15 protein-coding genes are annotated in these 23985 nt (G+C 44.2%); all 15 read right to left on the bottom strand.

Translation table 11 applies throughout. The features are described from left to right. Positions 1-4: 4 nt before the first annotated feature. The 15 genes from H6F93_RS13830 to H6F93_RS13760 all read right to left on the bottom strand — a co-directional run bounded on the left by H6F93_RS13830 (position 5) and on the right by H6F93_RS13760 (position 22793). Positions 5-961, bottom strand: a complete 957-nt coding sequence (locus H6F93_RS13830) for a lysylphosphatidylglycerol synthase domain-containing protein (RefSeq protein ID WP_190681529.1) — start codon at positions 959-961, stop codon at positions 5-7. Then, complete coding sequence (locus tag H6F93_RS13825) at positions 958-1722, bottom strand: class I SAM-dependent methyltransferase (RefSeq protein WP_242043453.1); 765 nt, start codon at positions 1720-1722, stop codon at positions 958-960. The genes H6F93_RS13830 and H6F93_RS13825 overlap by 4 nt, the downstream gene beginning before the upstream one ends. A gap of 23 nt (positions 1723-1745) precedes the next feature. After that, positions 1746-3899, bottom strand: a complete 2154-nt coding sequence (locus H6F93_RS13820) for a DUF6311 domain-containing protein (protein ID WP_190681523.1) — start codon at positions 3897-3899, stop codon at positions 1746-1748. A 158-nt stretch (positions 3900-4057) separates the two neighbouring features. Further along, the gene (locus tag H6F93_RS13815; RefSeq protein WP_206755730.1) at positions 4058-4822 is read right to left on the bottom strand and encodes a class I SAM-dependent methyltransferase; all 765 of its coding nucleotides are present in this window, start codon (positions 4820-4822) and stop codon (positions 4058-4060) included. Continuing rightward, positions 4819-5808 carry a glycosyltransferase gene (locus tag H6F93_RS13810; RefSeq protein WP_190681517.1) on the bottom strand — a complete coding sequence of 330 codons (990 nt, stop codon included), beginning with the start codon at positions 5806-5808 and terminating at the stop codon, positions 4819-4821. The genes H6F93_RS13815 and H6F93_RS13810 overlap by 4 nt, the downstream gene beginning before the upstream one ends. Positions 5809-6106: 298 nt before the next feature. Beyond that, complete coding sequence (locus H6F93_RS13805; protein WP_190681513.1) at positions 6107-7327, bottom strand: glycosyltransferase family 4 protein; 1221 nt, start codon at positions 7325-7327, stop codon at positions 6107-6109. Continuing rightward, positions 7327-8280 (bottom strand): class I SAM-dependent methyltransferase, encoded by a 954-nt coding sequence (locus H6F93_RS13800; protein WP_190681511.1) that lies wholly within the window; start codon positions 8278-8280, stop codon positions 7327-7329. The genes H6F93_RS13805 and H6F93_RS13800 overlap by 1 nt, the downstream gene beginning before the upstream one ends. Then, positions 8277-10607, bottom strand: a complete 2331-nt coding sequence (locus tag H6F93_RS13795) for a glycosyltransferase family 4 protein (RefSeq protein WP_190681509.1) — start codon at positions 10605-10607, stop codon at positions 8277-8279. The genes H6F93_RS13800 and H6F93_RS13795 overlap by 4 nt, the downstream gene beginning before the upstream one ends. After that, on the bottom strand, positions 10604-11989 hold the full coding sequence (locus H6F93_RS13790; RefSeq protein WP_190681507.1) for a class I SAM-dependent methyltransferase: 1386 nt from the start codon (positions 11987-11989) through the stop codon (positions 10604-10606). The genes H6F93_RS13795 and H6F93_RS13790 overlap by 4 nt, the downstream gene beginning before the upstream one ends. A gap of 5 nt (positions 11990-11994) precedes the next feature. Next, positions 11995-13842, bottom strand: coding sequence for a methyltransferase domain-containing protein (locus H6F93_RS13785; protein ID WP_190681504.1), 1848 nt, complete (start codon positions 13840-13842; stop codon positions 11995-11997). Continuing rightward, entirely contained in the window at positions 13835-15130 is a 1296-nt protein-coding gene (locus H6F93_RS13780) for an ABC transporter ATP-binding protein (protein ID WP_199313691.1), read from the bottom strand. Before H6F93_RS13780 ends, H6F93_RS13785 begins: the two co-directional genes overlap by 8 nt. Before the next feature lie 21 nt (positions 15131-15151). Further along, positions 15152-16009, bottom strand: coding sequence for an ABC transporter permease (locus tag H6F93_RS13775; protein WP_277882848.1), 858 nt, complete (start codon positions 16007-16009; stop codon positions 15152-15154). 240 nt (positions 16010-16249) lie between these two features. Then, positions 16250-17152 carry a heme-dependent oxidative N-demethylase family protein gene (locus tag H6F93_RS13770; RefSeq protein ID WP_190681498.1) on the bottom strand — a complete coding sequence of 301 codons (903 nt, stop codon included), beginning with the start codon at positions 17150-17152 and terminating at the stop codon, positions 16250-16252. Between the two features lie 41 nt (positions 17153-17193). Then, a complete protein-coding gene (locus H6F93_RS13765) occupies positions 17194-18009 on the bottom strand; it encodes a YwqG family protein (RefSeq protein ID WP_190681494.1) in 816 nt (271 codons plus the stop codon). Between the two features lie 116 nt (positions 18010-18125). Next, entirely contained in the window at positions 18126-22793 is a 4668-nt protein-coding gene (locus H6F93_RS13760; RefSeq protein ID WP_190681474.1) for a glutamate synthase-related protein, read from the bottom strand. Positions 22794-23985 lie beyond the last annotated feature (1192 nt).

The raw sequence follows: 23985 nt of genomic DNA, 5'->3' as shown, positions 1-23985 counted from the left end.
GGGGTTATCTTAGAGATTTCAAATTTTGAGTTTGACTGAGATAGTAGGCTAGACCAAATGCAACCAGGTCTCCTAAACTCGTTAGCACCCTTAGCATGAGCGATAAACCTAACGCTAATCCTTCTCCCAATACTGGAGAATACAACGTAACCAGGATCGCTTCTCTAACACCTATACCTCCTGGGGCACCCGGAGTCACAAAGCCAGCTACCCAGGCTATCGAAAAACTCCAAACAAATTGATACCATGATATTCCAGCTTCTACTTGCCAAATTAAGTTTAATAGAAGCCAAACAACACTTCCAAATATAAGAAATATTGAAATGTAGAGAAGTCCTGATACACCAATACGTCCTACGTGAATGTAGGGCAAGCGTTTTTTAATCCAATTTTTGACAGATGTCCAAACAGGTTTGGAAATAACAAATACAGTGGTAATTGCCAGTCCAATTACTGCCAATACAGCAATGACTAAGGCGATCGGTGCAACAAGATTTCTTGTGTAAAAGTCTATTTTAATATCTGGGAAAAACTGCTTACTGAATAGCAACCCAGCTGCCGATATGATGAGGCCCATCCCAAAGATCATCACAGTTTCCATGCTGGTGCTGAGAAGAGTCGCTTCAGCAGAAACTCCATATCGGCGACCTAAAGCGACCCGACCTGCATAGTGCCAAATATTTCCAGGTAAGTATCTGCCAATCTGGGATTGAGCCATAATCACGTAAGCTTGTCCAACCGTCAAGTAGACATTACCTCCTCTAATTAAGAGGCTCCAAGCCAAACTTAAAATCGCAACCGTACCAGCACAAAGAAGCGTAGATATAACTAACGCTAGAACGGCTTGGTAAGTAAATTCAAAGCCAGGAATATCTTTCAAGTTAACTACCAGGTTTCTCAGAAGAAAAAACAGTGATAGTCCAACTACTAAATAACCAACCAGGTAAACAGCTTTTTTCACTTAGCTTGAAGCTTATTTCGTACTTCCACCGATTTAAAGATTAAAGTAGTCTGACCTGGATAAGGTAAAGAGGGCGTTAATCCGCGAGTTTCGATCATAGGATAATTCAGTTGTTCAATAACTCTGCGGTAGCGCTTTCTACCGCTATTGTCAAATACAATACACCCAGTTTCTTTAAGACGTGGCAAAGCCTGCTCTAGGCACCGCTCCCGACAGCGACCATCAATGATGATTAAGTCAAACAGACCATCCACAGTGTCAAGATGTTTAACATAGTTCCTGAAGCTCATACCCTGCATATCCGAGCGACTTGACGTGAAAGGTTCTGGTGATTTATTTGGAACCGGAACCTCTAAAAAGCCCTTGGCGTTTGCTAGTCCAGCAGTGTAGCGATCAAGGCTCTTTTTGTACACAGCATCATGCTCAAGAAAATATACCGTACCAGCACGTTGAGCCAACCAGAGCGTGCTTGCTCCAGCCCCGTATTCAAATACGCGTGCTTGCGGCACATTTGCTAGAAAACGTTCAACCAAATCAATGGACGAGAAAGTCCACCAGGGCACACCCAGACGAATCATATCGTCCATATCATAAATCGCAAACAAGCTACGAAGCCAGAACAGGGTGCGGTTGTTCTTACGAGCTTCTAATACTCCTAACAAACCTATGCTTTTAGCAAGGCTACGTAATCCTCTAAGGAGCAGGACGTAGCCTTGCTTAACTGCTGTTGCTATTCCTGAGACAAGATTATTAGCTGGCATATCTGACACTAACTCTGAACCTCCTACAAAGGACTGCTGACATTGTCCAAGCGCAGCTCATGTATTCCAAGACCAAGTACACGTCCATCACTAGAAAGATCTAGTTCGGCAGGAGATTTGGCATTAGGAATCTTAAAAACAATCTCTAGGGGATTTTGCTTGGCAACTAGATCCGCTGGAATAACAGCTTTTCGCTCACCACCTGCACTCTCCCCATAAACAAACTCCCATTGGTCAACCTGCTCTCCATTGACAATCACTTCTACATCAAGCTCGGGATGCTCCTCGTTAACAAAAGCCTGAGCGATAGCTGAAAGCTCTACCGTATTAGAAGTTGGTGAACCGTCAACTTGCATAACCAACCGGGCATCTTTCCCAAGGGTCCAGGTTCCCCAGTCCTCTGGCTTAGCCCAGCCTAACGAGTAGAAGACCATAGGATGGGCATTTGCAGAAAAACTGATTGTGTCTCCAAGTTTGTAAGGCTCAGCTAGGTAGGGCGGGTTGGCAACATCCGAATCGGGTAGGAAGAAAGTTGCATATCGCTCATTTTCGCTAATCAAAGGTTCTTGTTGCAGCAGGTTTGATAGATCTTGAATGACCGTTTCTGCACGATCTTCAAAACCAAGTCTATTAATATAGATTGCTGAAAAACCAAAATTTTGTAGCCTTTGAACTAGCTCAGTCGGAGAACGCTCTGCCAGATCCATATTCCAGTAATATCCTTGCCGTCCTCTAGCAGAGCCATAGCTCCATCTCAAACTAGACGTATGAAAGTACGCTTTTAGGTGCTCATAATCCGTCATTTTGTTAATGGGTCCGCGTTCTGGGTAGAAGGCGTAAGGCATCTGATAAACAGCAGCATTGTCAGGCAACCGCTCTTCTAGCAAGCCAAAGTATTGTCTGTCGTGCTCATAATTCTCTTGAATCGCATCGTACTTAGGAATTAACTTTGGAGAAGTCTGATCCAGAAGACTAATGAAGAAAATAACGGTCAGAAATATATTGATAAAAAACTTTCTTTTTGGCTTAAAGCTACGTCTAGCAACATCTAGGACTATGCAAAGCGCGAATATGGAGAGGAATGCTATGTAGACCGATATTCGATTTGTAGCTCGGATTTTAGGCTCTACAAAAAAGGCAAAAATTGCGCTAAAGCCAGCGAAAGTCGCATATGAGAAGGCAACTATGTTGAGCGCACTCAGTGAAGCTAAAATTGATGAGGCAGAGATGTTTCGGAAGTACGTGGATTCGAGTTTCTCTACTCTAGAGAAAATAACAAAGAATAGGAGAAACAAAAATCCCATTGCTCCCCAAAGACCAAGATATGAGGTTTTGTTTTCATTAGTGTGCAAAAAGGTATCATCAAACCTATCTTTTACATCAGCAATTTCGTCAACCCTGTGCTTAAAGTGAGGCAAGAGAAGTTGAGATAACCTGACTGAATAGAGCTCTACTTCTGTAATAGAACGTTTGGCAACGCTAGCATTAACGCCATGAACCGCTTGATATTGAAGTCTGGGTATTTGTTCGACTGTAAAGGCACTTGCGATCGAAAACCAAATAAAAAGAGCTATAAGGATTGCCCGGAAATTTTTGGTTTTCAAGAATCCAGACAGACCAGCAGCGGGTGTAAGGACAGCCATAAAGAAGCCGTTATATGGCATTTGAAGCGAAGTAAGAAATGATATCAGAAATGCAGCTAGAAGATATTTCTTAGAAATCTTGCCATCCTTAAAAAATAAACCTAAAGCTGTCCAAAGCAAAACCATTACGGACAGCGGTATCATGTAATAGGCTGCATTTGAAAAATGTGGTATTCCTCGATAAAAGGGGTAGGGAAGAAATGCAAAGAGAATTGAGCCGTAGAAAGCAATAAAGTTAGATAATTTAAAGTGCTTCATGACAAATAAAGCACTTAAGGTGCAGAGTATAAATGATAGTAAATAATATAAATTGAGAACTGTAGCGTAGTCTTTGGTGAAGATCAAAAAGACCTTCATGATTAAGTAATTGAGAGAATCAAATCTTGGAAAATCGAGCCTGTTGTAGCTAAAGGGAGCACCAAGAGATGGATTATGAAAAAGCCATCCCGTGTCTATCATGGTTCTTACTTCATTGCCTTTATATAGAGCGTCACCAGCATAGTTAAATGGGACTGATAGTGTTGAATTGCCCAAATCTAGAAAAATGAATAATAAGACACAAGAGGAAACCAAAGTGGCTAGATATATTGCCACCTCGGTGCGAGAGTTGAAGAAGTACTGAGATATCTTAACTCTATCAAGCTTTATTCTCATAACCGTAGAGCCTAAACCATTAAAGGTATTTTGAACTGCTAATTACTAACTTTCTGGGCTAAACAAAATACTGATAAGCCAAACGGAAATATCGGCTTTCCCTCTATTATTTTGGTTTCAACCAATAGGAAATTCCCAAAAGCTGAGTCAACCCAACCTGGAACAGTAGAGCTTTCTTTCTTAAGCTCAGTGAATCCTTTTCTAGATGGAAGGATGCTTTTGGTCAATCGTTTGACAAGACGAATTGCTGCAGCAAGTAGAAACAACACGCTGTTGAAATAACCGCTTTTAAGAACAGTCAGTTCGGCAGGAAGAATGCGATTAAAGGTTCTTTGTGTATAGCGCCTGTAATGTCCTAGAGCAATATCGTGGTCTGAAAATAGCCACTGATAGGCGGGTACTGTTGTAATCAGGTAACCACCTGGTTTCAGGCGATCGACGAGCCATTTAACAGCAGTTTTATCATCTTCAATGTGTTCTACAACATCCAAAGCACAAATGATGTCGTAGCTTTTGCTTAAGTTGAAGGGAATAGGGGTGCTATAAATTCGATTGATATTGGGAATGTCTTTTAACGCAGCAAGACCAATATCACTAACCTCAACGACCTCTACCTGTCCAAATTCTTGTAAGGTTGGTATGTTTTGACCTACCCCTGCCCCCACTTCCAAAATATCGAGGGGTTTTGTAGTTCCAGTGGTTCTGCCCGCTTCTTCAAGCAAAGTGCGGAGCAGGCTGCGACGACCACGCTTTAACCAATTTTCACTCTCTGCTTGATACTGCTTGAAAACGTCCGGTTTCATAAATAGCTCTTCTCCTTATTGTAAGCAGTGGAAATGTCACTGCTATCGGCTATGAGCAGATGCGTTGGTTGCGATGGACTACAGTTTAAAACTAGCTCTGCCAACATTCCCAGAGAGAGCAATTGTGCCGACAGGATCTCTAACATAATTCCAAGTAGAAGCAGTGGTCGTCCTCCGATCGCCTCACTGGTAAAGACCCACACTCCTGTGAGATAGCTTAAGATTAGGAAACCAGCCATACCGCTAATTAGTCCTACTCCCCCAAACAGATGTCCTGGGCGACGACCGTATCGCGTAATAGTTAGCACTGTTAGCAGGTCAAGGAAGCCACGTGCATACCTTTCTAAACCGTATTTAGACTTTCCTGCGGCTCGGGGGTGATGAAGAACAGGAATCTCACCTACTCTGTAACCTAGGTTGTGAGCTAGCAAAGGAATGTAGCGGTGCAGTTCGCCGTACAGGGAAATGTTTTGGTAGACTTCTTTTCGTGCTGCCTTAAAACCACAGTTAAAATCCTGCAGTTTTACATCGCTAACTAAACAAATAGCTGTATTGAAAATTTTTGAAGGGAGCGTTTTGGATAAAGGGTCTTTGCGATTTCTTTTCCAGCCAGAAACCAGGTCATATCCCTCTTTCAGCTTCTCCAAGAATCGCGGTATCTCTTTAGGGTCATCCTGTAAGTCTGCATCCATTGTGATCAGGATGTCACCCCTTGCCATGCTAGCTCCTATTGATAGGGCAGCAGCTTTACCAAAGTTACGACGTAGTCGAAAGCAGCGTACCCATGACTCCTTTGCAGCAAGACTCTGAAGGATAGCCCACGAACGATCAGTACTACCGTCATCAATAAAGATCACTTCAAATTTTTGGTCAGGAATTTGCTCTGTGACATTTACGATGCGATCGAGTAAAGCTTCTAATGTTTGCTCTTCGTTAAAAGCGGGAACAACAATGCTAATATCAGGGATTTGCGTAAGTATAGTCACTGGGTTTACGTGCTATTTGTTACAAAATAAAACAGCCTGAACGAGTTGGTGACGGTTGCTGAATTTATTCAACTTTAGATTGTGTCATGTTCTTTGAGCTTAATCTCAAGATGCTACCTTAAAGTTTTACTATTCGCGCCATTCCTCTGCTTCTACCAAGGCTTCAACTGATATGTGAGCTATGTTTGATGGTCTACTTGATGAACCAGAGACTTACAAAAATTGACAAAACAACAATACAGCACAACTTGGTGAATCTCAAGTTTGAATTAGAGAATTATGGAGATCATACTAAAGTTTAAATTGTTAGATTTTCTGCATTCTCAGACGTAGAAAGCTGATTGGTAGTACTTGTATTGTCAGAAAACAGACTTAGATATAGTCTCTGAATCTCAGACCAAACATAGTTAGCTTCTACAAAGGATTTCCCCTGTGCTCCTAGTAGTCTTCTAACTCGATGGTTCATCGTTTCTACCGCTACTTGAAATTCGTTGATATTGTTGTACCAGAGACCGCCCTGAGACCTTTGACATTGACCCAGCAACACATCACATTTGCCATTTACCAAAACGGGCTTTCCTACTGCCCAAGCTTCTAGTAACACGATAGAAAGACTTTCATAGGGTGAAGGCATCACTAATATGTCGCAAGCTGCTAGAGCATCCCATTTTGTCTGTTCATCTACGAAACCAAACGCTACAATATCTGGATGTTTGGGGATTGGCATGGTTGGTTTGCCTAACAGAACCAGTTTTCTTGACCCAGGTTCTTGTTTACGTAACGAGATGAAATAGTTAAACAGTTCTTCGCAGCCTTTAGAAGGATCAATCCTACCCATATACAGCAGAAAGGGTTCATCAATTTTGTATTGCTGTCTGAACTGGGTTGCGCTAAAAGTTTCTGGGGGTTCTACAGCTATTCCGGCGATCGCCCCCTTTAGATCAGCATCTGGAAAACGAGTTTTAAGAAAGCGTTGTTCCTCCACCGTATTGAAAATAAAACCACGCGGCTTGTTAAAGAAGCTGTTCCACATACTCATGTAAATCGTCCATTCATCATGAGCTAATGGTTCAAGGTAAGCTTTCTCAGCAACTAGCGGCAGAACAAAATAAGTTGTTGCATACAGATAAGTAAAAAATATGAACACGTCATACTCATGTTGATGTTGTTCGACATAAGCAGTCAGATCCGGTGCCCACGGACCCTGAGAACGCATCCAGTCCTCCTGCTCCTCAATCGAAGCCGTCTCAAGGCGAGGGTAGATTTTTTTAGATAAATGATTAAACTCGTCAATATCTCGCTGTTTTTCTACCCAAAAGCGACGTATTTTGACTCCTGAAACTTCTTCTATTCCTGGTGGGTAGTAATTTTCCCAGGTGACATAATCTAATGCACAGGTTGTCAATATCTCCAAATCCCAATGCTTGGACATATACTGTGCAATTTTGAGGCAAAGGACTTCTGCGCCACCATTTACCTCCAAACCGCAACGTTGAACCACAAAAGCAACTCTAGGCATTACTCTAGCTCATCAGCAGGATAACTTCTATATAGAAAAGCAGGCTTTTTATGACCTGCCTCTCTAACATTTAAGGCTCTGACAAAGATATACTGTCCTAAATCTTGTTCTCGCTTTTTAAGCAGTGCTGAAAAGTCAGCGATCGGTGCATAACCGTTAGCGTTGTTTAAATGTACGTCAGCCGTAAACATCGCATCAATGTCAAACCCTAAGTAGGTTAGCAAAAGATAAAGTTCGTGTTTGTTGTATTCACGATTGTGTCTGCCATAGGGTCCATAACCGGAGTAGGGATCATAGATATTTCCTCCGGCAATCATTTTGGCGACATTTTCTAATCTGCTCACATTCGGCGTGGTTAAAATTAATGCTCCGCCTGGCTTCAAAATTCTCTTAATTTCTTTAAGAGCAGCAATCGGGTTAATAAGTAGGTGCTCTATAATTTCACAGAAAAAAACTACGTCGAACTCCTCACCTTGAAAAGGAAATTCCTCCTCCTCAACGTTGAATTGGCTTGATTTAAGTTTGATTGACAAATTTTCCTTTGAGCCAGGTTTTTGATACGACACTCCCTGCTCAACAGTGCTGCCTAATTCAGAGTTGAAATAGTTAGCTAAAGATAGATCTATTTGCGTAAATTCCTTTAGCAGCATTGTCGTGAAATAAGGATTTGAACCTAGCTCAAGCCCTTTTCCAGTCAAATCTTTTGCTAGTCCATAGGTATAGACAAATCTGCGAAAATCATACTGGCAATAATCTGCCATTTCCTGCGGAGGTGCGTCCTCAACTAAAACAGATTTAAGAAAATCAAATAGTTCGCTTTCAGAGATACCTGTTGGCAGAGGCAATTCTGGATTAAGTGGAAAAAGTTCGTGAGGCTTAATATCTAAAGATTTTTGAGCCTTTCTACTAAACCTATCGAATAGCTTAGAGAAAGCATTGCTATAGCGAGTCATACAGATACATTTTCCATCTTCAAAATCAAATTATCTAACTTACCGTGCCCTAACTCTGTGAGAAAATCATTTCGTCGTTGGCGCTGTGCTTTGATTACGTTAGACTTTAATTCTTTATCTTTTACCAGCAGCTTTGCTAAGGCGGCTACTTGAACTAAATCATTTTTACTGTTGAAAATTAATCCTGCTGAACCTAATGTTTCAGGAACGGCACTACTTTTGTAAGCAAGAATTGGAGTATCAAACCACATCGCTTCAACAAGTGGCACACAAAATCCTTCATGCTCACTCATCGACCAAAACACGTCAGCCGTTCGGTAATAAGCCAATAGCTGCGCTTCTGTAACTAGCCCTGGCAATAAAACATGATTTGCTAGATTTAGCTTGTCGATTAGATTGATCAGATGAAAATAGTATGGGTCAGTCAAGCCGTATCCACCCAACAGAATTAAACGGGCTTCTTGATCAAACGTTAAGTAATGGGCAAACGCTTCAATCAAATCATTTTGTCGTTTATTAGGGGCAATACGACCTACAAAAAGTAAATTGGTTTTGCCATCTTGCAGCTGTCGCATTAAAGCAGCATCTGGCGGCGTATCCCATTTTTTAGGATTGACAATGATTGGTAAAACTTCTGATTCAGCAAACCCAACTTCTAGCAGTTCTTCTACGTTAAATGTAGAATCTCCAACTGATACTGGAAAATGCTGAGCTAGTTGCCTCAATTCGGTTCTACCATCCTCCAAGAGTTTAGCGACATCAGGACGATAGGGTAAGAAAAACTCTGCGGGGGTGATGTTGTGATAAACCAAACATTTAGGTCCAGAATGGGCGATCGCATACTCCGTCAGTTCTGAGCCAATCGAGTGGTGATAGATTAGCCCCGCTTGATTGTCGAGATATCTTGGGCTGAATACAGTTGCTTCATGGGCAACCTTTTGGTCAAGATAGCGAACAAAAATTTCTGAGCGGTATCCGCACTGACGGAGATAGTTGCGAATCTCGATTGCGTGATTTGAAATCGCATCCCCGTAGGCAAGATTAGGTAGTAACTGATGAATTTCCTTCAGCTTTTTAGGCTTTAGTTGAAGGGGTGAAGTAACAGCGCGCTCAGTCAAATTTAGAGCAATTTCGTAACGCTGAATAATTTTGTCCCAAGCTGCATTTTCCTCGGCGTAAACCTGTCCCTTGATCCCATATTTCGTAAGCTGTTCTTCGCCAATCTGATCAACTTTGTCAAATAGTTCTGACCACTCTAGCTCAGTTTCTGCTAGCCAACCGCCTTGAGCTTTTTCAACGGCGATCGCCGTTGCCAAACAATTCCTATGAGCTGCTACGGGTCGTTTATAAAACCAAGCCTCCATGATCACACGAGAGTAGCTTTCATTCTGGCTAGGCTGAAATAAAGCCAGACAGTTTGCTAATAGCAACTCCTTTTCTTTTTCCTCTACTAAACCTAAGTCAATTAGATCTGGCGCTAACCCGCTGTAAGACCGATTGCCTGGTCCCGCGAGGACCAACTTCAAATCAGAAGCAGGATTCTCTTGTTTGAAGTGTGCAAAAGCTTTAACTAATAAATCAGTATTTTTCCCAGAATCACGGCGACCCAGACACAGCACAAACTGCTCCTGCTTAACCGAAAAACCACCCACATGGGTAAGACTTTCATCAAAGCTGGAACCTGCTTCTATTCCTGCACCTGCAACAGAACTTTTGTGAATAATGCCTGGACCATAAAGCTGTGTGGCTAGCTGAGCTTCTCCTTCGCTAATAAACAGCAGCCCACGTGCTAGATGAAAGATATTAGTAACTTCAGGTAAATATGCATAGACTTCATCATGGAGACAAGGCTGTAAAAAAGCCCGATCTGCTACGATGGGCAATCCGTTTAAAACAGGTCCATAAAGATAGGGAAGAAACAGAAAAGCATGGTACTGGTCTTTATTCCGTTTCAAAAAATTTAGTAATTTAGCTGAATTTATATTCTCAGAAGCAAAGATCAGTGAATCTTCTGGGTTGACCGGATTAACTTGGGGTTTTAAGGCTGAAGACGGCAGATTTAACATTAAGCTGTTTACTCGAGCAAAAGCCTCTTCATTGCGGCGGTTGACTCGAAAATGCCGAACCTTTACGCCTTGCTCTTGCCTCACTCCGGGTCTGTAGTAGTTGGATGTCCAATTGTCTAAGAATGAGCGGCAGCAGGTTGTTAGCACTTCGACCGTATGGCCCTGTGCTGCCAGTCGTGTTGCTACCTGCCAGGCTTGCTGCTCAGCTCCTCCTTTTAAGTCTTTACCAAACCAGGGAGTTACAATGCACAAAGGCTTCATGGCTTATAACCAATGACTGCGTAGTCTTGAGGACCATAGAAATAATCATTGAATCGATCTGCAATTTCTGAACCGCCAACTTTGAACGAATCAGCATAAGCATTCAAGTTCATAATTTTAACGGCTTGATATCCAGCATTCTCAAGCATAAATTTAGTTAGCGGGCCAGGTAAAGGATTGAGATGAGTGGGGTCCATATAAAAGTTGTTGCTTCCTACTAGGACATTCTGGGGATTGGGAGTTTCCATAATAATTAACCCGCCCGATTTCAAAACTCTAAATATCTCTTGAAATAAGGTGAGTAATTCTATGACTGGTAAATGTTCAATGATATGGAAACCTGTTATGGCTGACAAGCTTTGTGAAGGCAGAGACTTTAAGTAAGCTATTACATCTGCTTCAACTACCTCTAGTCCTCGTGAGCGGCATCGATCTAACATTACTCTGTTAATGTCTAGCCCTGTTGCCGTGTAGCCAGATTGCTGCAACAATTCCAACCACTCTCCTCGTCCACAGCCGATGTCTAAAATGGGAAAGTTTGCTGTATCTAACTTTGCTTGTTCTAGAAGCGGCAAATAAACTTTTAGGCGATCAGAAATGTCTTGATAGCTGCCTCGAAAATAATCCTCAAAAGCAACATAGAATGCATCCAGCAGATGCTTCCCTTCATTCTCAAAAGTCTGCAATTGCTCCTGCTCAAAAGGCTCCGGCAAACGTTTTCTTGCCTCTTCTAAAAACAGAGTAATCAGGCGCTTCTGTTGTGTTAAATCGTCCTTGATGTAGCTTTCATTTCTCACATAATATTCATTGGTGGAAGAAAGCTTTTGATCCATCGCTGTGAGACGACTATCTACTGTAAAAAAGCGACCGTCCACAGCAGAGAAGCGTTCATCTGTAGCTGCAAGATGATTATTTATTGTGGAGAACCGCTCATCCATACTGATGCTGGTATCCGCAGTTTGCCTATCTATAGAATCTACTTGGTCTGCTAGCTTGTGCAACTGGGCTTGGAGAGTCACAACCTGTTGGCTTAATCTCTGGTTAAGGTCAAGAGAAACTTTGAGAGCTTGCGCTAGAGAGGAATTAACTACTCGCTGCTTTTTAAATAGAAAACCATAAACCTTAAGAGCAAATTTTTGTAGAGGTTTGAGGATTGTAAATGGAAAACGATTAAATTTATCTGGAAACTTTGTGGGGACTTCAGAAAAAGTTTCAGCAACGCTTAATTGAGCCTCTGCGTGGCTGATACTAGCAGTGTTAATAGTGCTCAAGCTGCTAACTGCTGCCTCTATAGGATTAAAATCACGGCGTTTAGCGACTTCTTCCTGTACCTTTTGCATTAAAACATTTACGTCAATTTTAGAATTATTAGCTTCAATCATACTGACTAGTTGTTATGAATTGAGATGGAAATATCTTCTGCCAATCCGATAGGTTCCTGGTCAAACCAACGAACACCCTCTTGTACTAACGTAATTCTAAGTACATAGTTGCCTGCTTCTGATGGTGCGCTAACTTTCAAGTCATACACCTGCTTATTTGTTGGGGCGGAAAGAAGATCAAAAATTTTCTGAGATTCTTTATTGTTTAGAGGTGGAATTAGCTTGGTTCGCTCGCCTTCAAAGATTACGTTTTTGGTCGCTTTACTGTCTAACCAGTGATAGGAGAGGTGAACTGGGTTAGGAGCACAGCTATTTAAAACAGAACGACTCTTGTTTGTAATTTCTACAGTCGCGATGAACTCACTTTTGACTAAGGCATTTTTAGGAAAATCCTTAACCGCTATTTTGATTTCATAAGGTTGAATAACTGGCAAGGGAGCCATTTGCAATCGAGACTTTAGCTGATCTAAATCAATAGGTTGATGGGATGCGATCGCAAACAAACTATGAGCAGCACGCATTTCTTTTATAGAAAACTTCTTAAGCAGGCTTCCACCAGGGTTATTGATATCTCCAAACCAAAGCAATACGTGTTTGAAATGCTTTGACAATTGCTGCTTCAATACCCTTGGAGATTGCTCATTAATGTGCATCCAAAGCCCATAGCTTGTGTTGGGTTCTGGTGGCAGATAAGCTCCCACAGAAGCAGCTATCTTTCTTCTTCTAGGGTATTCATATTTGTAGTACCAGAGGTTAGGAAAAGTGTGCAGTACAAATAAACCGTCTGGCTTTAAATGCTTTGCTACTTTTTGGTAAAGTGTATCTACTTCATCAGGCGACAAATGTTCAATCACATCAGAGGCAACTGCTAAATCGTACTGAACCTGTAAAGGAACGGTGCAAGCATTGTCGCAGAGAAATTGAACGTCGGCTAATAAATGCTCAGCTTCATCAAAACACTTTACTGCTAGTTGAATTGCGTCTGCTGAATTGTCGATTGCAGTAGTCTTAAACCCTTGCCGAGCAAAATAGTAAGTCAGTTCACCACTTCCACACCCAATATCTAATGCGGAGCCTTTAGCTTTTAGGCTAGAAATTGTTGCGATCGCTTGCAATCTGGGATCTTGTAATCTTTTGCCTTTATTTCTTCTATACGTCTCAAATCCACTATAATCTTTAGCGTAATAGTCAGCGATATAAGCCTGACAAATAGCAAAATTAGAATTGGTTTTATAGCTTTGCTCTTTGCTAACCTGTTCTAAATAGGTAGGAGAAACTTTGATCAATAATTCTCCTGCATAGCCAGGAATTACACCGTAGAAATCTAGTAATTTAGCGTGTCGAAATAAAAAATCACTGATTGCCGTGTAATTTTGTCTTGTCCAGAAATATCCATCTACCAAGATATATCGTCCTTGCTTAAGAGCAAGTTCTAGGTCATGAAAGGAGCCATCTCCATCTTGTTGCCCATCAACATGAATTAGATCGTAAATATCACCAGGGAAATACTCTAGAGTTTGTGTATCCACAATAATAAAGTCAGTAGCAAAGGATTGGGTTGCTGCCTTTGCCCAATTAATTGCTCCTCTCACCCCTCCATAAGAGTCTGAATCTAGATCAATGCCAGTATATTTAGCACTGGGGTTTCCGTGCAAAAATGCTTGCGCTGAATAGCCAAATCGAACACCTATTTCCAAGATAGAACTAGGTTCTAGTACATTTGCGATCGCCCATTTCAACTTATAATAATCGACCCATTCATCAAAGAGATGTGCTAACGGATCAGATGGATTAGCAGTCTTTCTAAAATCATAATCTGACTGTTGCGCTTTTTGAATAATCAACTCAAACATAAACAGAGCTATTAATTGAAATAGAAGGATTGAGATTTACAATACCAGACCAGCGAATAGATTCATCGTTTCTCAGGACATTAAAGGCGGCAGAGTTATGAGCATATACTAGCGATCGTTTAAATAGGCACTCTCCAAATCCGCCGTCAGCAACGCCTAATGTGATCGTATATTCGCCTTCCCTCAGCGGCACATGAAACTTGAAATTTGCTTCTAAAAACGTTCCATTACAGACCTTGCCAATCTTTTCTTTCATCGCAAATGTATTGGTCTCAAAAATGACTTCACCAGTTCTATCTCGAATCTTGAAGCCAACATGCGGATCGTCAAAACTTTGTGAAAATAATAGCCCAATCGATAATTGAAGATCTTGCTCACTGATTACTGAATCAACAGCTTGACCATTCTCGCCCAGAAGCTTTACAAATTTAACAACAACTTCCGAAGACTGAATAACAACTTCTTCTAAAACCTTATCGGAAGACAGTGTTTCTTGAGCAGATGAATTAGGCTTAGCTAACATCTGGATTTCTACGGATTCAGAATGCGTATCTCTTTTCTTTAGAAGTTTTGCCTCATATAAATCAATAACTTGTTTCGGATTTGCATCTAGTACTGCTTTTCCTGATTCCATTAAGACCGCTCTATTGCAGAGTTTATACACAGCAGTAGAGTCGTGAGAAACAAATAGAAGAGTTGTTCCTTGATGCTTAAGTTCTTGGATTCTTTCAAAACATTTCTGCTGAAAGTAAATATCGCCAACTGCTAATGCCTCATCGACGATTAAAATGTCAGGATTCACATTGACTGCAACGGCAAATGCTAACCTGACAAACATTCCACTAGAATATGTCTTTACAGGCTGTTCGATAAAGTCTCCAATCTCGGCAAACTTGATTATTTCATCAAACTTAGTCGCAATTTCTTCTTGGCTAAGTCCTAAAATCTGACCATTGAAAAATACATTCTGCCTGCCTGTAAACTCTGGGTTAAAACCGCTGCCAAGTTCTAACAGAGCCGAAACTCGCCCGTTGACGAATACTTCTCCTGTGGTCGGAGTTAGTGTTCTAGCAATGACTTGAAGTAACGTACTTTTGCCAGAGCCGTTTTGACCAATAATTCCAAGAGCTTCGCCTCTGGCTACATTCAAGTTAATATCACGCAGTGCCCAAAACATCTGAGCGTGACTTTTTTTCGGCAGTAAAACTTCTTTGAGGCGATCTACTGGTTTGGCGTAGCGCTTAAAGCACTTCGAGATGTTCTTTAACGAAATCGCAATTTCATCCATCACACCACTATTGAGCAATTCTTAAAGGACATCAGCAAATGCTGGACGCAGCCGCCCGTAAACCCACAAACCACCAGTAAAAGCTATTAAGGACACCCCTGTAGCGACCCCCCATTCTCCCCAGTGGGCAACTTTGCCAACTAGAACAAGATCTCGGTAGGTTTCTGCGATCGCTGCCATTGGATTAAGCCAAAACACTAAGCTCCTGAACCGTTCAGGAATAATGTCTGCGGGGTAAACAATTGGGGTAACGTAAAACCACAGGTTTAGAATAATTCCTAGTGTCTGAGGAATATCCCGGAGAAAAACGGTGAGTCCTGCGGTCAGGTAGGCTAGCCCTGCGGTTAGCAGCAATTGAGGCATCCAGACTAGCGGCAACAGCCACAGGGTCGCGTGTAGCGTTTGGGTGATTGCTGCTACAAACACAATTAGCGCCATCAACCCAAATGTACTTTCGATGAATGCTGAAAAAACTGGAACTAAAGGCAGCAAAACCAGCGGGAATACTACTTTTTTTACCAAATTTGTCTGTGCCACGACGGAACCTGCCGCCGGAATCAACCCGCTCGTAAAAGCAATCCAGGGTAGCAGTCCGGCAAACAGCCACAGTCCAAAAGTGAGGTTATTTTCTGGCAAGCCGTTGAGAGTCAGCTTGACCCGTAAAACAATCGAAAAGACGTAAGTGTAGATGAGTAGCTGGGAGAGTTGGTTTAACAGCGGCCAAATGTTTCCCAGAATCGACCCCTTATAGCGAGCTTCCAAGTCTCGCTGTACCAATGCCTTGAGCAGGCTTAATTGAGTCCACCCCTGCTCAGGTATTGGCAACCAGCGCTTTATCTTGCTGGCTTTGTGAACTAGCCCTTTGATCAATCCCAACAATGCCCATTCCTCCGCTCACCACGCATCGCAAATTGGAAAAGTTCCAATTTTCACCCTGAACAGTTGGTGAGCGTTACACTTCCAGAATATGACGCTCACTCCTCACCCATCTACGGATTATTCTAAGACTGCTATGTCCAATGCTCACTTGCTAGACAAACAGTGTTCTTTAAGATTCTATGGCGTTTTGTCAAAACGCAAGCAAAAATTTGTTACTTCAAAGATCAGTAACCCATGCTTCTAATCAAGATTCTGTATAGTATCCGCCAGATAATTTAGCAGCACTTCTCGAATGGGCAACAGCGTTTTATATTGCTGCATTTCAGGAGAAATCTGTTGAATTGCAGCTGCTAAACCTCTTGCTGCGGTCGGCTCAGCCTCAAGCACTCTTAAGGAATGGACATAGGTGCGGATTGTAAACAGGATATTCCTGCTTTGAGGCAGCCGTCGTAGGGTTTGTCGCTCTACCCGAATCCAGAGCTTTTCTCCTGCATTGGCAGCATTCAAATTAGGTGCAGCATCTTGGCTTTGCAAAAGAAATAGGTCAGGCGAGTCTACGATGCTCCAGTTCAAACGCCAGACGGGGCGATCGCTCCTGATCTGCTGAAAGAATCGATTGACAGGCGATCGCAACTTCTCTGTATAGCTGGGTACGGGTGCATGAATTTGTTCCATCGATCGCCCTATCTTTTCGGCTAACAGCCAGCGAGATGGGAAACAAACGGAAGCTGCAGACAGCACATAACCTTCAGAGGCAGAGTGCATCAGACAAAAATCTTCCTGAACCAACCGCCCAGCAAGATCAAGCGGGGCGGCTTTGAAGTCTGAGAGATGCCAGGTTTGTCCGGTTGCTAAGTTGTGGAGGCGATCGCCCTCTCGCTGATAGCGCTGAGGAAAATGTTCTAGCAAATGCGTCACCAGTAAATCCAGTGCTTCCTGCTGACCAGGTTCACTCCCTGGCAGGCTAGCAAATACCTCAGCGTAGCGCTGTTGCAACAGCGTTTCCTTCAGCGCCAGTTCACGCTCGAAATGTTCGTCAATCTCAATCCACGTTCGTAAGTTGAGCGATCTCAACCCCGGCACCATACGCCACTGCCCATCAGCAAACGGAAGATAAGGTGGACTGCTCGCTCCGGAACTCATACTGCTGGGTCAACTTAAACTGATACTTGTTCTTTACCCCACTAGCCGCAATCCCAGTTGTACAAAACTCTGGAGAAATCACGAGCTTCTAAAGCTTTTTCCTCAATGAAGAAATTACCGACTCCTGCATCTCCCCACATGATGTCAGCATTTTTTGCGTCGCTAATTTGTAGGAGAAGCAACCAATTTTCCTCGGGCGGAGCTAAGAAACGAATATCCTCTTGAGCAAAGTCTGCATAACCGCCTATTTTATTGCCGGAGGAAAACATAAATTGGTAATCTATAATCTTTTCCCGTCCCTCACCTTCAGCTAAGAGATTAAAATTTTTCCCAAATAATTTTGCAAATCTATGATCATTTATTCCAGCTAGTTCTTCTCGCAATGAAAACTCCAATCTACACTGTTTATACACTGGGAGCCCTTCAAACTCTGGTAGAAAGTCAAAAGAGTCCGTGAGAAGGCTCAGATCTTCAATCACGTTTGGATAATAAACTACCCGAAACTTATTTTGCTGTTGTTGCAATCTAAACTGCTCGGATGGATCGTGAGGATCGGTAAATTCAAGACCATAAAGATCGTCATCTGAAATGAAAAATTGAAGAATTCCTGATGTTGGATAACCCTCCAGCTTTGGTACTTCTGAAAAATTAATTTGTGCCAAAAACGCCAATGGTTCTCCATCAGTCATGTATGGATATTGGGCTTCTTTGGGTAAGTAGGGAGTACCTAAATATTTGCTAGTCCAAGGGGACAGGAATTCGTTTGTCTCAAATGGCTCGATGTGTATAAACGGCATCTTTGTTGCAAGAAAAATGTCTCGCTTAGATTCCAATGCCTTTGGAATAAAGTTGTCCATACCGTCTAAACTTCCCTAAATAGCTCTGATTCACCAACAATCCTACAGAAATATCAAGAGCGCTATCACAATACGTGATAGCGCTCTATAGCTACGTTCTTGCAGTTGATCAGAGACTACTGAACTGGACTCAGTACCTTCTCCTCAACAGCGGTCTGACTAGCTTCTGGGCTGTCTGCCTCAGACGGCGGCACAACCTGCCAGAATTTGGGCAGAAACTCAGACCAGTTATTGAGAATGTGGGCTGCTTTTTGGCTGCCTGTGCGATCGCCATGAGCTGCAATCAAGTCCTTAAGCTGCTGTTCTCCGGCTGGAGTTTGCACGCGCTGGAGCTTGACGATTTCAGGATTGACTTTCTCAGGGAAGCTGCCGTCTTCGTCTAAGAAATAAGCCAGTCCGCCTGTCATGCCTGCACCGACGTTGCGACCGACTCGACCCAAAACGACAATTGTGCCGCCCGTCATGTACTCGCAGCAGTGATCTCCGGCTCCTTCAATCACCGCTTGTCCTTTGGAATTCCGCACAGCAAAACGTTCACCTGCCTGTCCATTCGCAAACAGCGTTCCGCCAGTTGCGCCATATAGACAGGTGTTACCGATAATCACGTTTTCAGAGGGCGTGTAGGTCGCAGCAGCAGGTGGTTTGATGACGATTTCGCCGCCGTGCATTCCTTTGCCGACGTAGTCATTAGCTTCGCCTTCAAGATTAAGGGTCATTCCCGGTAAGTTAAAAGCTCCAAAGCTTTGACCGACGCTGCCCGTGAAGTTGAGAGTAATTTGTCCTTCAAAGCCAGTGTTGCCATACTTCTGGGCGATCGCTCCTGCTAACCTCGCGCCCACAGTGCGATCGGTGTTGACCACATTAATAGTCTGGCTAACGCTGCCCTGATCTTGGATTGCCGCTTGAATCGCCGGATCGCTAAGCAACTGATCGTCTAGAACGGCTCCGTTGCTATGGGTTTCCCCATGCTCTAGCCAGGTGCGATTGGTGCGGCTATCGGGCAACTGAGTCAGGCAGTCCAGGTTAAGTGCTTGAGTTTTGGTGATTTTTACGCCTTCTCGCACTTTTAGCAAGTCAGCCCGACCAATCACATCTTTGAGCGAACGGTAGCCCAGTCGAGCGAGAAGCGATCGCACTTCCTCAGCGATGAAGTAGAAGAAATTCACCACGTGCTCTGGAACGCCCGTGAACCGCTGGCGCAGTTTCTCTTGCTGGGTAGCCACGCCGACTGGACAGTTGTTGGTGTGACAGATTCGCGCCATAATGCAGCCTTCCGCAATCATCGCAACGGAGCCAAACCCGTACTCTTCCGCACCCATTAGGGCTGCCATGACTACATCCCAGCCTGTCTTGAAGCCGCCGTCTGCCCGAAGTAGGACGCGATCGCGCAACTGATTTTCCATCAGCACCCGATGCACTTCGGTTACACCCAACTCCCAAGGAACACCCGCGTGCTTGATTGAGCTAAGCGGCGAGGCACCCGTTCCGCCATCGTGACCGGAAATCTGAATTATGTCTGCGTTTGCCTTCGCCACACCAGCCGCGACAGTGCCAATGCCCACTTCTGCCACCAGCTTCACCGAAACCTTTGCTTTAGGATTAATCTGGTGTAGGTCAAAGATTAGTTGAGCCAAGTCTTCAATCGAGTAAATGTCGTGGTGGGGAGGCGGTGAAATCAGCGGCACTCCAGGCTTAGAACGACGCAGCATAGCAATGTAGGGACTGACTTTTTTGCCAGGAAGCTGTCCGCCTTCACCGGGCTTAGCGCCCTGAGCAATTTTGATTTCAAGCTGTTTGGCGCTGACCAAATATTCGGGTGTTACGCCGAATCGCCCTGACGCAATTTGCTTGATCGCTGAACTAGCAGTATCGCCGTTTCGCAAGCCCTTCAGGTGAGGCAGAAGCTGAGACAGTCCGTTCTCATCCACATCGTTCAGCACCTTAAAGCGAACTGGATCTTCGCCGCCTTCGCCAGAGTTGGACTTGCCGCCGACGCGGTTCATGGCGATCGCCAAAGTCTCATGCGCCTCCCGTGAGAGTGACCCTAGCGACATGGCTCCCGTGCAAAAGCGCTTAACAATGGTTTCGACCGATTCCACTTCCTCCATAGGAATGGCAGGGCGATCGCCCTTAAAGTCGAGCAAATCGCGCAATGCGGTTAGCGGTCGCTGCTCCAGAGATTTCTGGTAGACCTCGTAGTGGTCATAGTTCATCGCGCCTACCGCTTTGTGCAGCGCCTTTGCCATTTCGGGGCTATTCATGTGATATTCGCCCCCCGGCTTGTAGTTGAAGAAGCCAAAGTTCTCTAGTTTCTTCAGCGTTAGTTCAGGGAATGCGCGTTGATGGAAGGTAATGACCTCTTGCGCCAGGTCAGCCACGCTCAATCCACCCAAGCGTGAAGCAGTTCCAGTGAAGCCAAGATGCAGCAGGTCAGATCCAATGCCGATTGCCTCAAAAATCTGTGCCGCCTGATAGCTAGACAGCAGCGAGATTCCCATCTTGGACAGAATTTTGAGCAAGCCCGCTTCGATCGCTTTACGGTAGTTGTTTTGTGCTGCGGTAATGGAAATTGCCTCAAGCTTGCCACGCTGCATGAAGCTTTGGGTTTTAGAGTCAGACCACCAGTGGCGAACTGTTTCCCAAGCCAAATAAGGGCAAACGGCACTCGCTCCATAGCCAATCAAACAGGCAAAATGATGCGTACTCCAACATTGGGCAGTATCCACGACGATGGAGGCTTTCATCCGCAGCCCTTGTCGGATCAAGTGATGATGAACTGCGCCGACAGCCAGCAGGGGAGGAATGTAGCTTTGCTCAGCATTCAGGCTGCCTGTTTCACCAGATGGAGTGAGGCGATCGCTCAAAATCAAAATTTTCTGACCTGCGCGAACTGCCGCTGTTGCCTGCTGGCACAATGCTGTCACGGCTCTCTGCAAACCTTCTGGGCCAGCAGAGATATGAAATAGAGTCGATAGATTTGCAGTGCCAAAGTCAGACAGCCGGATTTGCTCCAGTTCAGCATCGTTTAGAACAGGAGACTTGAGCTTGAGCAATCGTGCATACTCTGGTTTTTCTTCCAGGAAATTGCCTCGTTCGCCTAGTTGAGATGTCAATGACATCACCAGGCTTTCCCGCAGCGGGTCGATTGGCGGATTTGTCACCTGAGCAAACCGCTGCTTGAAGTAGTCGTAAAGCAGACGGGGTTTGTCTGACAGCACGGCAAGGGGAATATCGTCGCCCATGCAAAAAGTGGGTTCCTTACCCTGAGAAGCCATTGCCTCAACGATCATTTCTACATCTTCACTGGTGTAGCCAAAGGCAGTTTGATGGCGTAGCAGGCTCTCAGTCTCCAGGGAACTCGCTTCGGCAAAAGGCTGGGGTTCCAACTCATAGCGCTGCTGCAACCACTCACCATAAGGTTGCTTGCTGGCAACGCGCTGCTTGATCTGCCAGTTCTTCAAAATTTCATGGCTTCTAAAATCGACTGCGATCGCCTCTCCTGGACCCAGTCGCCCCTTCTCCACAATTTCAGATTCGGGTAGGTCAACTACACCCGCTTCGGAAGCAACTACTACAAAGCCATCACGGGTAATGCTGTAGCGAGCAGGACGTAGTCCGTTTCGATCTAACGTCGCTCCGACTCGCTTACCATCGCTAAATACCAGCAATGCTGGTCCATCCCAGGGTTCCTGGATACCGCTGTAGTATTCGTAGAAATCAGTGATTTCGGGATAATTTGCCAATTCTGGCTGGTTCAGGTAAGCCTCTGGCACCATGATCATCAGCGCTTCCAGGGGACTGCGCCCTGAATTCACCAATAGCTCCATCACGTTGTCGAGGTTAGCAGAATCGCTGTTTTCAGGGTTGACGATTGGTTTGAGTGCTTCGAGGCGATCGCCCCAGTAAGGATGCTCCAGGTCCGCTTCCCGCGCCACCATCCAGTTGATGTTGCCCAGCAGCGTGTTGATTTCGCCATTGTGACCAAGCAACCGCATCGGCTGAGCCAAAGGCCAGCGAGGCATCGTATTCGTGCTAAAGCGGCGATGATACACCGCAAAGGCACTTTGATAAGTCGGATTTTGCAGGTCTGTGTAGAAATCACCCAGCACTGCAGAGCGCACCATGCCCTTATAAACAATCGTTCGGTTAGAGAAGGAGCAAATGTAGAACTCTTGCAATCCGGCTGCGTCTTCTGAGCTAGCAGGTTCTACCGTTGCAACTGCCTGTTCAATCTGCTTGCGCACCAGATAAAGCTGACGCTCTAGCACATCGTCCGTCTCGTTAGATTGCACCAAAAGTTGTTCAATCTGAGGCTGGTTTTCTCTTGCTTGAATTCCCAGTAATTGAGGATGTACAGGTACTTTTCGCCAGCCCAAGATCCGCAAACCCGACTCCTGTAGTAGTTTTTCGGCAAGTTGACGGGCGATCGCTGCTGCTGCCTCAGCCTGCGGCAAAAACACCATCCCTACACCGAGATGCTCAGTAGGAACAGCGCCAATCTTGTTTTCCTGGAGCCAATCGCTCAACAAATCCCAGGGAATAGCCGTCATTATTCCGGCACCATCACCCGAATCCTGATCGGCGCTACAAGCTCCTCGGTGTTCCAAACAAGTCAAAGCAGACAGCGCTTTGGCAACCAAAGTATGGCTTGCCCGCCCGTACTGGTCAGCAATAAAACCAACCCCGCAGGCATCCCTTTCCTCAACCAACCATCGCTGTCCTGGAAAACCTGCCGCTACTTCGTGATTTGTCTGTCTGTCTCGATTCACACTCGTGCTACCCATAGAACAACCCGTCTCGCTTGTAATCGCTGAAAAATCATCTGGATGACAAAAACTGTCAAATATCTAAATGACAACCCTAAAAAGAAAACCCCTTATCAACCCGCAAAAGCCAAAAACTGAGGAGACGAGAAAGTTGTCCGAAGCAATGCTTCTGACACTTTCAAGGCTCAAGCAGCCGCAATGCCATTTAAGGTAAAACCCTCAGTACCGTAGCGTGGATTGCAAAGTCGCTATCTATAAAAAATCCACATGGATGGCACCGAATAGATCATGGATCTTATAGAGGATATCGAGCCTTGGCAACCCTCGCTGTATTTGGAGCGACGCAGATGCTCAAATTTCGCTCACCAGCGGCTTAATTTCCAAGCTCAACTCACCCTCAGTCTCAATCAAAGCTTTAAGTCTACTCAGAAAGCTAATTGTACTTGTAACAATGATCTAATCAAAAATCGGCTGTCTTAATTTCTATTATGAAGCTAAAACTTTAAATCTATGTGATTATTCCTTGCTGAATGACTAAGGAGGTGACGCTAGTAGAATTGCAACTCTCGAACTGATGCATTTACTACAAAATTCTGATTTTTATATTTGTAAGGCAAATGTCGAAAGCTTAAATTTGTCTAGGCTTAGGAATCTCAACAATCATTGATTCCCCTGTAGAGTTAGCAGAAAACGAGCAAAGGCTACGCGCTTCCACAACCAAAATCGCGAAAAACGAATTTTGTATCTTGCGTTACAGATTTTCTGAGAAATGCAATGTTTGTCTTTGCAGAAAGAAGTAGCGGCTGTATCTCTAAATCGCGGCTAGAAAGAGCAGTTTTACGCTCAACTTTTAGATGAACAGTTCAAGTCAAACAATCCAAATTCTTCTTAGCCCCCTTTTAGAAATTTGCAAAAACTCGCAGGAAGAGGTCGCATAGCGCAGGCTAAGCGCATATTGAGCTGAATGTTTCGTCTCAGGAATCAGTGCAAGGCTCTGTCTAACCATTCCTTATGCAACTAGAGCAGCAATCAGCGCAACTCTGGAACTGGTGTATAAGTAAACCCGCCCTTGAGAGGATGCGTCTTTTAACAATTGTGAACAGCTGTCGGCAAGACGGGGTTGTCTGGGGGATCCTGGAAGCACAAACCGCTGCAAATTCCCATTGAAGGTTAGCTCGATTCACAGCCTCATTTCAACCACACTGTGTTT

Source organism: Leptolyngbya sp. FACHB-671, assembly GCF_014695745.1.
Classification (GTDB): domain Bacteria; phylum Cyanobacteriota; class Cyanobacteriia; order Elainellales; family Elainellaceae; genus JAAUTN01.
This window is presented reverse-complemented; position numbering and strand designations above follow the sequence as displayed.